Annotated in this window: 8 protein-coding genes; all 8 read left to right on the top strand. The window is 48.7% G+C overall.

The genetic code is table 11. The annotated features are described in order from the left end of the window. The first annotated feature begins 378 nt into the window (after window positions 1–378). On the top strand, window positions 379–3237 hold the full coding sequence (uvrA, locus tag MKY92_RS27235; RefSeq protein WP_339298263.1) for an excinuclease ABC subunit UvrA: 2859 nt from the start codon (window positions 379–381) through the stop codon (window positions 3235–3237). A gap of 337 nt (window positions 3238–3574) precedes the next feature. Continuing rightward, on the top strand, window positions 3575–3787 hold the full coding sequence (locus MKY92_RS27230) for a hypothetical protein (RefSeq protein WP_017692026.1): 213 nt from the start codon (window positions 3575–3577) through the stop codon (window positions 3785–3787). A 501-nt stretch (window positions 3788–4288) separates the two neighbouring features. Then, on the top strand, window positions 4289–5458 hold the full coding sequence (locus MKY92_RS27225; RefSeq protein WP_339298262.1) for a trypsin-like peptidase domain-containing protein: 1170 nt from the start codon (window positions 4289–4291) through the stop codon (window positions 5456–5458). Then, the gene (locus MKY92_RS27220; protein ID WP_339298261.1) at window positions 5445–7397 is read left to right on the top strand and encodes a stalk domain-containing protein; all 1953 of its coding nucleotides are present in this window, start codon (window positions 5445–5447) and stop codon (window positions 7395–7397) included. The genes MKY92_RS27225 and MKY92_RS27220 overlap by 14 nt, the downstream gene beginning before the upstream one ends. Window positions 7398–7785: 388 nt before the next feature. After that, complete coding sequence (locus MKY92_RS27215; protein WP_339298260.1) at window positions 7786–10299, top strand: DUF3656 domain-containing protein; 2514 nt, start codon at window positions 7786–7788, stop codon at window positions 10297–10299. A 167-nt stretch (window positions 10300–10466) separates the two neighbouring features. Next, window positions 10467–14153 carry a DEAD/DEAH box helicase gene (locus MKY92_RS27210; protein ID WP_339298259.1) on the top strand — a complete coding sequence of 1229 codons (3687 nt, stop codon included), beginning with the start codon at window positions 10467–10469 and terminating at the stop codon, window positions 14151–14153. Window positions 14154–14228: 75 nt separating this feature from the next. Further along, window positions 14229–15107 carry a UTP--glucose-1-phosphate uridylyltransferase GalU gene (gene galU / locus MKY92_RS27205; protein ID WP_339298258.1) on the top strand — a complete coding sequence of 293 codons (879 nt, stop codon included), beginning with the start codon at window positions 14229–14231 and terminating at the stop codon, window positions 15105–15107. Window positions 15108–15289: 182 nt separating this feature from the next. Further along, window positions 15290–15838, top strand: a complete 549-nt coding sequence (gene rfbC / locus MKY92_RS27200; protein ID WP_339298257.1) for a dTDP-4-dehydrorhamnose 3,5-epimerase — start codon at window positions 15290–15292, stop codon at window positions 15836–15838. Window positions 15839–15863: the final 25 nt, after the last annotated feature.

Below are 15863 nucleotides of genomic sequence, written 5' to 3'. Positions count from 1 at the left end.
GTCCCGGTGTTGACCTTGGAGCCGAGCCGAAGGCAATGGCGACTTGTCGCGAACGTGGCGAAGCCGAGAGCGTCCCGGTGTTGACCTTGGAGCCGAGCCGAAGGCAATGGCGACTTGTCACGAACGTGGCGAAGCCGAGAGCGTCACCTCGCAGTAGAGCGGCCACATAAGGTCCCGGCAATGAGCCGGAACCTTATGTGGAGCCGCGGGCACACGACCACCCTTCACATAGCAAGACCCGACCCCTCACCGTTGCACTGCTTGTTTCGGGTGTCCAGAGGGCTGCGCCCTCTGGGGCCCTCCCTTGGAAGGGAGGGTTTGGGAGGGATCGAAAAGCCTTTAAAGGTTTGGATTAACACACTGAGAGGATGAATACTATTGGCGAGCGATAATATTGTCATTAAAGGCGCACGAGCGCATAACCTGAAAAATATCGACATTACCATCCCGCGTGACCGCTTTGTTGTATTGACCGGTCTGAGTGGCTCAGGCAAGTCCTCGCTGGCTTTTGACACGATCTATGCCGAAGGACAGCGGCGTTATGTCGAATCATTGTCAGCTTACGCAAGGCAGTTTCTGGGACAGATGGAGAAACCGGATGTGGATTCCATCGAAGGATTATCTCCTGCCATTTCAATAGATCAGAAAACAACAAGCCGTAACCCACGTTCCACAGTTGGAACTGTGACCGAAATTTATGATTATCTGCGTCTGTTATTTGCGCGTGTGGGCCATCCACATTGTCCGGACCATGGCGTGGAGATCAGTTCCCAGACCGTAGAACAAATGGTTGACCGCATTATGCAATATCCAGAGCGTACACGGCTACAAATATTGGCACCGATTATCTCAGGCCGTAAGGGCGAGCACAAAAGTGTATTTGCCGATGTATCCAAGCAGGGCTTTGTCCGTGTACGAGTGAACGGGGAATTGCGTGACCTGTCAGAAGATATTCAATTGGAGAAAAACAAAAAGCATACGATTGAAGTGGTTGTTGACCGGATCGTTGTTAAAGATGATGTACAGGCGCGGCTGGCCGACTCTATTGAAACAGCACTTAATTTGTCCGGTGGACAACTACTAGTGGACATTATGGGCGAAGAAGAGCTGCGCTTTAGTTCCAACTTTGCCTGCCCGGTGTGCGGATTCAGTATTGAAGAGCTTGCACCACGGATGTTCTCATTCAACAGTCCCTTCGGCGCTTGCCCAGATTGTGATGGGTTAGGTGTCAAAATGATCGTTGACCCTGATCTGCTCGTACCGGATCGGACTAAGACCATCGAAGATGGAGCTTTTGATGCTTGGACAGGTGGTACATCCACCTATTATCCGCAGTTCCTGAAGTCAGTATGTGAGCACTTCAACATTCCGCAAAATGTACCTGTCGAAGATCTGCCAGCTGAGCAGATGAACAAGTTGTTGCAGGGTACAGGTACGGAGAAAATTCGTTTCCGGTATGAGAATGATTTTGGACAACGCAAGGAAGCACTGGTTACCTTCGAAGGTATCGTGAATAATCTGGAGCGTCGTTATCGTGATACAGCATCTGAAGGTATCCGTGAATTCATCGAAGGTTATATGAGTGCGAAGCCTTGTGGTACCTGTAAAGGTCAGCGTCTGAAACGCGAGAGTCTTGCGGTTACGATCAATGATCACAACATGGCGTATGTGACTAGTTTGTCCATTGGTGAAGCTGGCCGATTCTTCGATTCATTGGAATTGAGTGAGAAAGAGCAGACAATTGCCAAACTTATTCTGAAAGAAATCAACAGCCGTCTAGGCTTCCTCGTGAATGTCGGTCTGGATTACCTTACACTGAGTCGTGCTGCCGGAACATTGTCCGGTGGGGAAGCCCAGCGGATCAGACTGGCTACACAGATTGGTTCCAGCCTGATGGGTGTGCTGTATATTCTGGATGAGCCAAGTATCGGTCTGCATCAACGGGATAATGACCGCCTGATCTCAACCCTTGCGCATATGCGGGATATTGGTAACACATTGATCGTGGTTGAACATGATGAGGACACGATGATGGCTGCCGACTATATTATTGATATTGGCCCGGGTGCAGGTATCCACGGAGGTACCATTATGTCTCAGGGTACACCGCAAGAGATCATGAATGATGAGAACTCATTAACCGGTCAATATCTGAGTGGTCGCAAATTCATTCCTATTCGTGCAGAACGTAGAAGTGTAGGAGACCGTTGGTTGGAAGTACGTGGAGCCAAAGAAAATAACCTCAAGAATCTGAACGTGAAGATTCCAGTGGGTGTATTTACTGCGGTAACGGGTGTGTCTGGCTCAGGTAAATCCACATTGATTAATGAGATCCTCTACAAAACGCTGGCACGTGATCTGAACCGTGCTCGGGTACGTCCGGGTCAGCATAAAGAAATTCGTGGTTTGGAGCATATCGATAAAGTTATCGATATTGACCAGTCGCCAATCGGGCGGACACCACGTTCCAACCCGGCTACGTATACAGGTGTCTTTGATGATATCCGGGATCTGTTTGCTCAGACGAACGAAGCCAAAGTACGTGGATACAAGAAAGGCCGATTCAGTTTTAATATCAAAGGTGGACGTTGTGAAGCCTGCCGTGGAGACGGTATTATCAAGATTGAGATGCACTTCTTGCCGGACGTTTATGTTCCTTGTGAAGTCTGCAAAGGCAAACGATACAATCGGGAAACGCTTGAAGTGAAATATAAAAACAGAAATATTTCCGATGTACTGGAAATGACGGTTGAAGATGCAACCCAATTCTTCGAGAACATTCCGAAGATCCATCGCAAAATGCAGACACTGATGGATGTGGGTCTGGGTTATATCAATCTGGGGCAACCTGCAACCACATTGTCTGGTGGTGAAGCCCAGCGTGTGAAGCTTGCTTCCGAGCTGTATCGTCGCAGTACGGGGAAAACCATCTACATCCTCGATGAGCCGACTACGGGTTTGCATGTCGATGATATCGACCGTTTGCTGAACGTACTACACCGTCTGGTTGATTCCGGGGAATCGGTGTTGGTGATCGAGCATAACCTGGATGTGATCAAAACGGCAGACTATGTTGTTGATCTGGGTCCAGAAGGCGGTAGCGGTGGAGGTACCATTGTTGCAACTGGAACACCTGAGGATATCATCAAAGTGGAAGCTTCCTATACAGGCAAGTACTTGAAGCCGGTTCTGGAGCGGGATACCGAGCGGAGCAAGGCACTGCAATTGGTGGACTAAGGTCCTCTACCAGTAGTTATATCAATATGAAGTGGCAGTATTGGCCCTTCTTTTCGAAAAGGTTGAGACGTTGGATTATGATCTGATGTGCTCTGCTTCCGAGAAGAAGGGTTTTTCATTTTGAGTTATGCACAGTATTTTTCTCGGACTAAGGTTATTTCGTGAAAGTGTTTACATATGCATGATGACGAGCATTACAGGAATATTCAGCCAAATTGGATTTTTTTCATTTTTATGGATGATAGGGCTTGCATTACAAGCAGGGTACAGATAACATAGAGGAAGATATTAGGGTATGCGTTAGCTGTTCAACTATGGTAAGGAGGTCTGTCTATCCATGCTGTTTGCAGAAGCTGCCACGGCGAGTACATCGAATTTTAATGCATTTGATATTTTTGTCATCTTATTTACGATCCTGATTTTCATCGGAGTGGTTCGGCTTCTTCGGGCACCGAAGAAGAATCTGTTTGCGATCGGATTTGCAGTAGTCAGCCTACTGGTATTTCTGATGACAGACTATGCGATGATAACGGGTTGGTTTGCTCAGTAGGAATGCCGCAGAATTTAAATGTAATTTAAGCCAATAGTGCAAGTTCAAAAAGATCGGTTTTCAGTACCGAGAAGATGGGATGAAGCTAGAAATGGAGTAGCGGAGCGTAGGGAAAACTACGTGAGCAACTACAATGTTTCGAAAAGAAACATACTTCGTAAGCCTCCCGCTTATTTCGGCTGAATTCCATATTCGATGCTGATGATGCCACTAGGCATCCTTGGTAATCAAAAGCGGACTTTTTGAACAACCTCTAAAAGAGGTACAGACGAACACTTTCCAGAGAGACATGGAGGGTGTTTTTTTCATTTATACTGAAACGATTGAACAAGATTCTATCTTCTCTACTAAAATAGGACTTAAAACAATTGTATATCCAGATTCTGTATGATACATTGAGGGATACCGGAATTGCAGATGAGAGAAAAAGAGAATAGATTCAGCGATGAATCCGATGTCGAGTCGCGCAAGAAGGATGTATAGAGAGGGTCAGGTGAGAATATGAGCGTGTTGGGTAAAAAGGGGATAGCCATACTGATGGCTGCTGTACTCTCGATTAGTGTAGCGGCAACGGCCGGTGCAGCTGAATCCAAAGCGGCGATGCAAGCGAAAGTGGTAGACGGTCAAGTCTATGTGAACACCAAGGATCTGCTCAAGGCAGTTGGTGGAAGTGGACAATATGATGCCAAATCCGGAACGTACACGTACAAGGGAAGTGAAGCCATTCCCAAAGTGATCGAAAAGGTATCTCCTTCGGTCGTAGGCATTATTGGGAAATCTACCGAAGCGCAGGACGGTGCAACATCAGACGACCGTTATAATCTTGCACATGGTACAGGTGTCATTATCCGGTCGAACGGATGGATTGTAACGAATGCTCACGTGGTCGACGGATTAACGAACCCCGTGGTCGTAACGACGGATGGCAATACATACAAAATTACGAAAACATACAGTGATGCACTAAGTGATCTGGCTCTAATCAAAATCAATGCCAAATCACTCAAACCGGCGAGCTTTGCCAAAGCTTCACAAACTACTGTTGGAGAAACGGTGATTGCCTTGGGTACGCCGATTTCCTTTTCTTTGCGCAACTCGGCAACGGTAGGGGTAATTAGCGGCTTGAATCGTGGTGTTGAGGCGACCTACCGGCTGATTCAGACCGACACGGCCATTAACCCAGGAAATAGCGGAGGACCGCTGGTCAACCTGAAGGGTGAAGTGGTTGGTATCAACTCCATGAAATTTTCTGCGGTCGGCGTAGAAAGTTTGGGGTTTTCGATTCCAGTGGATACCGTTCAATATATCATCGATCAGTTTTTTAAATATGGCAAAATAAAACGTGCAAGTCTGGGACTGCAGCTGGAAGAAAGCTGGTCTGCGATTGTGGGCCTGCCTACAGATGATCCCTTAACGATTACAGGCGTACTGTCTCCTGAAGCCAAGAAAGCCAAAATCAAAGAGGGCGATGTCCTTTACAGTGTCGCGGGCACACGTGTCTCTTCAGTAGTGGATATCAATGAGTTGCTCAAAAAGTATCCGCCTGGGCAAAAGGTAAAGCTGTTGATGCAAACGGATGGCGATATCGTTACCCGCACGTTGGTGCTTGCTGATCGCGCAGACATCGTAGACGAGGAAGATGAAGAGTTCCTTGCAGATGAAGAACAATAAAGCCCGGCGATCAGCCCGGATGGAGAGAGGACGAAAGAACGGAATGAAAAAGTCATGGATACGTGTGCTAAGCACAGGTGTATTAACCGGGATGCTGACCATTGGCGCGGCATTGCCTGTATGGGCATCTGATCTGACGACAAGTGAACTACGTGTCAAAGCGGGGAGCACGAGCGCCTACATTAACGGCGATAAGCAGGCCATAGCCAAACCTTACAAGTTCAAGGGTGTTACGATGGTGCCTGTTGGTGTGTTCAAGAAAGCATTTGGCAGTGAAATCCGGCTGGAGAAAAATGATGTCGTCAAAATCAAGGAAGGTCCGCACACGGTTACCCTAACGATTGGCAGTTCAATTGCCTGGGTGGATGGTGCGAAACATGAGATGGGTGCCGCTCCCAAGATGGTGAATGGCGTACTTATGGTTCCACTTCGTCCGGTTGCTGCCGGTATCGGAGCGACGCTAGCTCCAACCAGCTCCGGAGAAATGGTCATTCGTCTGTTGCAAACCGATGATTCGGTGGATGACGAGGATGGCATTCATCCGGATGAAGGCAAAACCAGAATCGGCAACAGTTTTTACGGTTGGTCTATTAACTACCCGGCAGACCTTATGGTTTTTCAGACCGGTGAGCAGGAGCGCATGATGACTTTTGGCGCTGCGGACAACAGTTATTATCTTGAAGTGTATGTCAGCGATCAGGATGTGGCTCTGGATGCGGATGATTTGTTGCAGCAACTCGTCCAGGAGGCCAAACAATCGGGAGATACGGTGTTGGATCGTGAAGCGGTGTCGAAAGGCAAAACGCCTTATGCACGGATTATCGTGAAAGATGTAGACGGCATGTTATGGGAGATGCGTCAGTATCTGAGCGAAGGCCGTCAATATGATGTGTACCTCGCGGATTACGAAGCCCTGAATTATAAAGATCTGGGCAAACGTGCAGCGCTACTCAATTCATTCCAGCCAACCTATGCGGAATCGGATCGAACGATCAAGGATCTGTCCACCGTAGATAATGGCATGCGCTCCGCGTGGAACGATGACTATGGTATTGAGTTGAAGATTCCTGCCGGCTGGTCGATTGACAACAATCAGATGATCTATGAAGCCAAGGATGGTGCGTATCTGCAATGGCGTGTCACTTCGGCGAAGGCAGGTACAACGGTAAAAGACTGGAGCGGCCAACTGGATAAGTGGATGCGCGAGACATTTACACCAGAGAGTTATGAGCCAATTGGCTCGTATACGATGGACATCTCAGGAGAGACTGCCGAGGTGAATGAGTTCCGTTATAACTTTGGCGGGGGCTGGCAGACCGAGTTCGATGTTCTTTTGCAGAAGAATGGGTATCGATATTATGCAGAGTATACGTTCCCTGAGGAGCAGCTTGCAGATCGGGCATGGTTTGAACGGATTATGAAGAGTGTGGAGATTGATTTTGATACGGTTGCCGATAATTTTGGTCAGCTGGATGAAGATCCGTATTTGACAGACAAAACGAAGACACTTACACGTACGTCCAAACGTTATCATTACAGTGTAGATATTCCGCGTTACTGGGCACCGTACAGTGATCGATTCGAATATTCACCTGTGGTGTACACCTTTACGGGCGGTGAATTCTCCATTGCGGCGAGCGAAGACAAGTCGATCGAGATGACGGTCAGCCAATTGAGAGAAGCTTATGCCGAAGCCACCAAAACCCGTAAGAACTTCCAGCTGCTTCGCAGTGAAGAGCTGATCTTTGCGGGTGTGCCTGCATTTTCCTTTACGTATCATGAGCTGGACAAAGGCGTGCCGTATGCAGGTCGCCAGATCGTGTTTGAGAAGGACGGAACAACCTATACGATCACAAGTGGGCTGAATGATGCCAACAAAACAGAAGTTCAGGCGGCAGCCTTGGAAAAAGCAGTGAACTCATTTACTTTTATTAAATAATATTAGTGGAGCCGGAGGGTCAAAAGACCTTCCGGCTTATTTGTTTACTGTATAAGATAAATTTAATATTTACACTGGTACTGCAATCGGAGTGTCTAGTGTAAATCTTAATGGAAATGAAAATGGTAAACGGTTTTTTCAGGAAAACGTAGAAGAGTCGGTGCAGAAGTGGTACACTATACTAGTTCAGGAGTTATGACTGCTGATCTGATGATTATGAATGACTGTAAGCTTGGAGTTCAGGCAATACAGACATAATAGATAGATATTGTAATACCGTGACAATGCAGGTGTACCCGATAAGGTGCAGTCTTAGGCTTGGTATGTTCAGGCGTTTAAGGATATAGGGATGAAATCCGGCGGATAGCCGGTTATGGGGAGGATATACATGAAAACAGCAACAATACGAAGAGAAGACGTTGAACTTCTGGCACCTGCTGGTGACTGGGATTGTATGCGTTCGGCGGTAGCCAATGGCGCAGATGCAATTTTCTTCGGAGTCGAAAAGTTTAATGCACGGGCACGGGCGAACAATTTCCGTATGGACGAGCTGCCGGAGATAATGGCGTTTTTGCACAGTTATGGCGTAAAAGGTTTTTTGACCTTTAATATATTGATTTTTGAAAATGAATTGACGGATGCAAAAGAACTGATTGACGCTTGTGTCGATGCAGGTGTGGACGCTGTAATTGTTCAGGATTTGGGTTTGGTGAAGATGATCCGCGAAATCTCGCCGGATTTCCCGATTCACGGTTCAACACAGATGACGATTACGTCCCCGGAAGCGGTCGAGTTTACGAAGCCTTTTGATATGGAACGTGTCGTTCTGGGACGGGAGAACAACCTGAAGCAGATCCAGAAGATCGGTGAGCAAGCGAAGCTTCCAATGGAAGTATTTGTGCATGGTGCGCTGTGTGTATCCTACTCGGGGCAGTGTCTGACTTCCGAAATGTGGGGAGGACGTTCGGCGAACCGTGGAGAGTGCGCACAAGCTTGTCGTCTTCCATATGACCTGATGGTGGATGGGGTGCACAAACCGATGGGTGATGTAGCTTATCTGTTGTCTCCGAAAGATCTGGCAGCGATTGACCTGATGCCGGAACTGATCGAAGCAGGAGTAACTTCTTTCAAAATTGAAGGACGTCTCAAAACGCCAGAATACGTAGCCAACGTAGTAAGCAAATATCGTAAAGCGATTGACCGTTATTTTGATGGAGATAACACACCGCCAAGCAAGGAAGAAGTACGCGAATTGCAGCAAAGCTTCTCCCGTGGATTCACGCATGGTTTCCTGAGCGGTACAAACAACAAAGAACTGGTGGATGGAACGTTCCCGAAAAGCCGTGGTGTCTACCTTGGTCGTGTAGATCAAGTGTTGCGCGATGGTGTGGTCCTGAAGCTGGATGCACCCGTGAAACGTGGAGACGGGATCGTATTTGACGCTGGAGACCCAACGAAGAAGGAAGAAGGCGGACGGGTATACGATGTACGTCGCAAAGGTGTAAAACTCGAAGGCGAAGCCGAAGAGGGCTGGATCGTTGACGTTGTGCCAGGCCGCAGTGACGTGGATCTGCGCCGCGTGAAAGTTGGCGACAAAGTGTGGAAAACGAATGACCCGGCGCTGGACAAACGTCTGCGTCAAAGCTTTGAGACCGAGAAACCGTTCCGTGTATTCCCGGTGAAGGTGAAGGTCATCGGCAGCCCGGGGCAGCCGCTTAGCACCTGGTGGACAGACGTGCAGAAAGGCACGACCGTCCGTATTGATTCCGAGATGGAATTGGATATCGCCCAGAAGCGTCCAATGACGCATGAATTGCTCGAGGAGCAGTTCGGACGTCTGGGAGGCACCGTGTTCCAGTTGGAAGGAATGGACGTCAATCTACACGGTGACGTTATCATCCCAATGCGCGAGTTGAACAACATTCGCCGTCAGGCGGTAGAACAACTCGCGGGTGAACGTCCTAAACCGCCTGTCTACGTGAAACGAGCGGTAGATGTGTACGGCGATTCGGTTAAACCGGCATCGCCAGTCGCTCGCGGTCAAGCAGAACTGACCGCGCTCTGCCGCAGCTTGCCACAAGTGGAGGCAGCGATTGAAGCGGGAATCGGTATGATCTATGCCGACTTCGAGTTCATCAAGCAGTTCCCGGCAGCCGTGGAAGCTGTGCATGCCGCTGGTCGCAAGATCGCGTTGGCAACACCGCGTATTCATATGCCTGGGGAGAACGGATATCATAACAACATCCTGCGTCTGAAGCCGGATGCGGTATTGGTTCGTAATACAGGCGCACTGTACTTCTACCTGCGCCACCGGATGGAAAACCCGGATGCGAAGCACCCGGAACTGATCGGCGACTTCTCATTAAACATCGCTAATCACAAGACAGTTGAATTGTTCCTGGAAGCAGGATGTGACTGGATCACGCCATCCTATGACCTGAACATTCAACAAATGGTTGATTTGCTGGGCCACTCCCGTACAAGTCAGACCGAAGTGGTTATCCATCAGCATCTGCCGATGTTCCATACCGAGCACTGTGTGTATTGTACGTTCATGAGTGAAGGAACGGACTTCACGAACTGCGGCCGTCCTTGTGAGGAACAGCGTGCATCCCTGCAAGACCGGATCGGCATGTCCCACCCGGTACGTGTGGACGAAGGTTGCCGTAATACGGTGTACAATGCAGTGGAACAGTCTGGTGCCGAGTATCTGACCAACTTTATGGATCTGGGTGTATCCCGTTACCGTGTGGAATTCCTGGAAGAGACACCGGAGCAGGTACGCGAAGTTATCGATCTGTACAACCGTGCACTGCGCGGCGAGATCAGTGGTACACAAGTTTGGAAAACACTCAAAGCAACAAACCAACTGGGCGTTACACGTGGTCAATTGGTGAAATAACGATTGTATGGTACAACAACAGTTACAAGCATGAAGGAACCCCAAACTCTGCTTCAAGGAGCTCTTGGGGTTTTTTCTATAAAGGGAACGTGAAATATTGAAAGCATCAAACGAGCCTGAACTGTAGCGGTCAGCGACCAGTCAGTGTGCATAAGGAGGCGGAACACGTGGCGCCATTCACCATGATGGATATCAAATTGCTGTGCGGAGTCACGGCATTTAAGCGGGGAGAAGATTACAACCTGTCTGGCAGGGTGACCAATCTGGTGGTCAGTGAGGATGAGTGTCATTACAATGCTGTAGTCCGAGGCACCAAAAGATATAAAGTAACGGTGGATCTGGATGAAACGGGCGAGATTGAAGCTTATTGCAACTGTCCCGCTTATGGAAATTATTATGACTATTGCAAACATGTCGCTGCAGTTCTGATGGCGATCCACGAACGTGCGGAAGAACTGGGAGACCACTCAGCGAACAATGAGGAGGGAAAGAAAGCCGGAAAGGCTGATGACGGGATAAGGAAAGAATCATCTCAATTCGATTCCAGGCGGGACACTACCTCTGGTCCAGGCACTCTTTCCAGAGTGGGTACACTGGTCGAAGAGAGTCATTGGGAGCGTCCTGATTCGTCTGCCAATTCCGCCCAGCAGCTTAATACTGCTTCGAAACCCACGGCGTCTCCATTCACCCAGGCAGGTCGCCCAAGCTCAGCTTCGGGGTGGGGCCGCTCGGCAGATAAACCTTCTTACCGTACGGCGGATCAGATTCTGTCCATGTTTGCCAAGGATCGGAGACCGCTGCATGGAAATGATCGTAAATACACGGCCCCTGTCAGCCGTTCCTCCCTGCGGGAAGAATTGCAGGTTCAGTTTATATGTAAGCTGACACAGGTTCACAAGGGTGGTGGGAAACTTGCTCTTGAGTTGAAAGTGGGTAACAAACGTCTGTATGTGGTGCAGAAAGTGAAGCAATTCCTGAACTGTATCGAGAAGGGCGAGCCCATGTCATTTACCAAGCTGTTCCACTATGATCCATTGATGCATGTTTTCACTCCGCAGGATCAGGCCATTCTCTCGATGCTTATTCGAATGAGACAGAGTGAGGAGGCCTATCGCCAATCCATCTCCGGTTATCTGGGAGCTTCGGACGGACGGGATATATTGATTGCTCCTCTCGTATGGAAGCCATTGCTGGAATTGTTGCTACAGGCTGACAGCCGGATGGAGGGCACGGGATTTGCCAATGGACCACTCACACTGGGTGAGGGGGTACTTCCTTTATTTTACCGGATCGCCCAGGGAGCGAATGAAGGATATCAGCTTGAAATTTCTGGACTGCGTGAGCTGATTCTTCTCCCTGCTTATGATGCCGCTGTGGTGGAAGGGCAGTTGCACATGTTGGAGCCGATGCAGATGCGAAGTCTGGAGGACTTGAGCGCGGCACTTACCTCATATGGGATCAAGGAAAGCATTGATATTTCGACCCAGCAGGTGGATGAATTCGTACAGCATGTCGTACCAGAACTGCGTACGCTTGGACATCTGTCCATTGATTCACAGGTGCGTGAACAGATCGCGGAACCGGAACTTTCACCGAAGCTGTACATCGACTTCTATCGTGAACGTATTACAGCGCGTCTGGAATTCGACTATGAGGTCATGGTTATTAATCCACTTGCAGAGTACCTGATAGATGAAGAAGAGAAAAAGGTTATTTTGGTGCGTGATCGATACAAAGAGCGGAATCTGATTGAACGGCTTGATCGGTCTTTCCTGGAACGTGATGGTAGCGTCTGGGCGAGTGAACGGGAAGATGCCATCTATGATGTCATGTATCATCTGCTGCCTGAGCTTGAGAAACAGGTAGATATCTATATGCCAAACGCCGTGAAAGCGATGGTGCAATCCTATCCAACACCGCCGAAAGTACGAGCAGATCTAGGAAGAGGATTGGACTGGCTGGAGATTTCATTTGAGATGGAAGGTGTGGACGAGCAGGAACTTCAGGAACTCATGCGCCGTATTGTGGAAAAGAAACCATATTTCCGTCTCAAGAGTGGTGTCTTTCTCTCACTTGAAAATGAAGGTGCAGACAGTTTCGCTCACATGGCCGATTCACTTGGGCTGGGTGCAGATGACATCAAAGGCAGCCATATCCGGCTGCCAGCTGTTCGGGCGTTACAATTGCCAGGCAGGGATGAGGTTTCCGGTCATGTGAAGTGGGGAGGCTCCCTGAAACGTTTCCTTGATGATCTGCGAGATCCCGAACGGATGGATTTTGCATTGCCAAAAGCGCTGAGCCCCATCCTGCGGGATTATCAGAACAGCGGATACCAGTGGCTGCGTACCCTCGCTTATTATCGTTTTGGCGGCATTCTGGCGGATGATATGGGACTTGGCAAAACGTTGCAAAGCATCGCCTATATCACAGCAGTGCTTCAGGAGAAGCCTGAGTACAACATTGACCATACGGGCGGTGATAAATACCGGGAGAGCGGATCATTACGGGGCGGTGAAACGTTGGCGACTTTCAACATCGATCCCAAAAATGGGCTCCCATTGGATAAGATGGCTTCAGTGAATACGGATGGCCTATGGTCCACGATGCAGCAGGATGGACTGACGATCCGAACGAGGGTCATTCATCCTCCGGTACTTGTCGTGGCGCCTGCCTCGCTGACTTACAACTGGGCTAATGAGTTTGCGCGGTTCGCCCCGCATCTGAATGTCCTGATTGCCGCAGGTCAGAAAGAAGAGCGAGCCAATATGCTTTCTGGCATGGACGAGGCAGATGTAATTGTGACGTCGTATCCTCTGTTGCGACGGGATTTGGACACCTACCTGGGCCGAACCTTCCATACGCTTATTCTGGATGAAGCTCAGGCAATCAAAAATGCTTCTTCCCAGACCGCGCAGGCAGTGAAACAAATTCAGGCCCCGCGTCGTTTTGCACTCACAGGAACGCCTGTAGAGAACTCGCTGGATGAATTGTGGTCCATTTTTGAAGCGGTATTCCCTGGGTTATTTCCAAGTTACAGAAGATTCCGCGACCTTCCTCCGGAACGGATCTCGCGGATGGTGCGTCCGTTTATTCTGCGCCGCCTGAAGAAGGATGTGTTGGAAGAATTGCCTGATCGAATTGAAACGGTACAGCGGTCAGAGCTTACGGTTGAACAGAAAAAACTGTACGCTGCATACCTTTCCCAACTTCAGGATGAAGCATCGAAGGACATGGAGGATAACGGATTCCAGAAGAATCGCATCAAAATTCTGGCAGGCATTACCCGTTTGCGTCAGTTGTGTTGTCATCCGGCCCTCTTTGTTGAAGGATATCAAGGCGATTCCGGGAAAATGGAACAGTTGCTTGAAACGGTCGAGGATTGTTTGGCTGCAGGAAAACGAATTCTCATCTTCTCCCAATTTGCGAGCATGTTGAACCTGATTCGTCAGACCCTCGCGGCACAGGGAAGGAATCTTTTCTACCTCGATGGTCAGACCCCTGCACAGAGCCGTGTCGAGATGTGTCACAGATTTAATGAGGGTGAAGCTGAACTGTTCTTAATCTCCCTTAAAGCTGGAGGTACCGGACTAAACTTAACAGGGGCAGATACCGTTATATTATATGATCTATGGTGGAATCCCGCCGTGGAAGAACAGGCAATTGGCCGTGCCCATCGCATGGGACAGAAACAAGTGGTGCAAGTCATCCGTCTGGTTACCGAAGGTACAATCGAAGAGAAGATTTTGGAACTCCAGCAGCGGAAGAAGGACTTGATTGCCGAAGTAATCGAACCGGGAGACGGGGGATCGACGACTTTATCCGAACAGGATATTCGAGAATTGTTGATGGTATAATGGAGTCCAAACATCGTAGCACTCAGAAGCATTAAATATATGAAAATATGTATCTAGCAAAAGGAGTGGGTTCGTGTGCGTATTCGCAAAGCGATTATTCCAGCCGCAGGGCTGGGTACCCGGTTTCTGCCTGCCACCAAGGCGATGCCTAAGGAAATGCTGCCCATCGTGGACAAGCCAACGATCCAGTACATTATTGAAGAAGCCGTAGCTTCAGGCATTGAAGATATCATTATTGTGACAGGTAAAGGGAAGCGGGCCATTGAAGATCACTTCGATTATTCTTTTGAGCTGGAGCAGAATCTGGCGGAAAAACAGAAGTGGGACTTGCTTAACGAAGTACGCAAACCCTCCGAGATGGCAGATATCCATTATATCCGTCAAAAGGAACCGAAGGGACTTGGTCACGCGATCTGGTGCGCCCGCAAGTTTATCGGCAACGAGCCTTTTGCTGTCCTGTTAGGGGACGATATTGTGGAAGCGGAACATCCCTGCCTGAGGCAGATGATCGATGTCTACGATGAACTGCAATCTCCGGTTGTTGGTGTACAGCCTGTTGATTGGTCCGAGGTATCCCGCTATGGGATAGTGGACGGAGAGTTGCTGACCCCTACCGATGATCGTGTCTTTCGCGCCCGCCGCTTAATTGAGAAACCAAAGACCGAAGACTCTCCCTCCAACCTGGCTATTATGGGACGTTATATTCTTACACCGGATATCTTTGAGATACTAGGTCAACAATCTGCTGGTGTAGGGGGAGAAATTCAACTTACGGATGCCTTGTCCCGATTGAATGAACAGCGGCAGATTCTCGCATATCATTTTGACGGACTGCGTCATGATGTTGGCGAGAAGTTGGGCTTTATTGAGACATCGATTCACTACGCATTGCAGCGCCCGGATCTACGGAAAGATCTCTTAAAGTATTTGGAACAGGTCGTAAAAGATCAATAAATGGTTTACCGCATACCCTTGAAGTCCAGCCGAAGAATGATATCGCGGCTGGGCTTTAATTTATTTTATGGAAGAGTAAATATGAGGGTTATACAGGCCAATGAACAAACACATACCCGCCACTTTACATATACATAGTCAATATGAAGAAATGATGTCAACAGCAAAACGGAGGGATATCATTGAAGGTAATTCCGCTGTTTATGGATGGCGCAGCCATATTGGAACCCAAGGTATATGGTGATCACCGTGGATATTTTATGGAGAGTTATAATGAGCAGGTTCTGCATGAACAGGGAATACAACACGTCTTTATTCAGGACAATCAATCCTTGTCAGCTGAAGCAGGAGTTCTGCGTGGGCTTCATTATCAGCTTCATCCCAAAGCACAGACTAAACTGGTGAGGGTTATATCTGGGGCTATATATGATGTGATTGTGGATGTGCGGAAATCTTCCCCAACCTTTGGACAATGGAAAAGTGTCATTCTAAGTGAGTACAACCAGCGGCAACTGCTTGTTCCTCAGGGATTTGCTCATGGATTCTGCACCTTGGTGCCTCATTCCCAGGTAACTTATAAGGTAGACGCCTATTATTCGCCTGAACATGACCGTGGAATTCTATGGAACGATCCGGCGCTCGCCATTGATTGGCCTGTGACGAAACCTATATTATCGGAGAAGGACCAGAAGCATCCTTTACTGAAAGATGCCGAACTGAACTTCGACTAATTAAACAGACTTTTCAGATACTTTA

Source organism: Paenibacillus sp. FSL R5-0623, from assembly GCF_037974265.1.
Lineage (GTDB): Bacteria > Bacillota > Bacilli > Paenibacillales > Paenibacillaceae > Paenibacillus.
Note: the sequence above shows the minus strand (reverse complement) of the source record. Positions and strands in the feature narration are given on the sequence as shown.

Coding starts and splice junctions, on each gene's coding strand:
- MKY92_RS27230 (WP_017692026.1), top strand. CDS start 3,575: ATGCTGTTTGCAGAAGCTGCCACGGCGAGTACATCGAATTTTAATGCA.
- MKY92_RS27225 (WP_339298262.1), top strand. CDS start 4,289: ATGAGCGTGTTGGGTAAAAAGGGGATAGCCATACTGATGGCTGCTGTA.
- MKY92_RS27220 (WP_339298261.1), top strand. CDS start 5,445: ATGAAGAACAATAAAGCCCGGCGATCAGCCCGGATGGAGAGAGGACGA.
- MKY92_RS27215 (WP_339298260.1), top strand. CDS start 7,786: ATGAAAACAGCAACAATACGAAGAGAAGACGTTGAACTTCTGGCACCT.